Origin of the sequence: Enterobacter cloacae complex sp. I2 (assembly GCF_014896205.1) — a bacterium.
Lineage (GTDB): Bacteria > Pseudomonadota > Gammaproteobacteria > Enterobacterales > Enterobacteriaceae > Enterobacter > Enterobacter quasihormaechei.
Genome location: NZ_JADBRA010000051.1, coordinates 1 through 580, shown reverse-complemented (window position 1 = coordinate 580; position 580 = coordinate 1). Strand labels below are relative to the sequence as shown.

The 580-nt window shown below is 45.5% G+C and carries 1 pseudogene; it reads left to right on the top strand.

Annotated features, from left to right (window positions below):
- Window positions 1–580: pseudogene (locus IM300_RS22540) on the top strand (hypothetical protein); the annotation flags it as partial.

Below are 580 nucleotides of genomic sequence, written 5' to 3'. Positions count from 1 at the left end.
CTCTTAGGTGCTGGCTCTTCTCGAAGTTTGTTTGTTTGGGCTTCTGAACATCTGGCGAATTACGAAGTAGAGGAAGCAGGTGAACATTTACAGCCGCCACTTGAAAGACGTAAGCACAAGCGTGTGCCGATCTCCCTGGTTGCCGTATGTGAAAACAGATGCACCTTGACAGCATTACAGAAAGTGTTTCACGAACATCTCCAGGAAATCATCCAGCGCGTGCCTGGTGAATTTATCTTCGCTACCAACAGAGATAAATCCCTGTGTCAGTTTACTACGATAGGAGATGAAATTCTTACCGATGCTTCCCGTGGTATCCGTGTTTCAATGGCTTCCTATGGCCTGAACGATTACCAGCACATACACAATGCTGTATTTCTCGGATGCAGTAATCTTGATAAAGATTTCCAAGGTAAATGGCGGCAGTATGCGGAGCTTAACGGCTGGAATGTTGAAGAATTTGAACAGAAGCAACGCTCCGCGATGAATTATGAAAGGTGCTACCAGTTTATTAGCCGTACATCTATCCGTAATGCTGACACAAATCACCCTCTGATGTTCGTAGTACCGGATCTGGCAA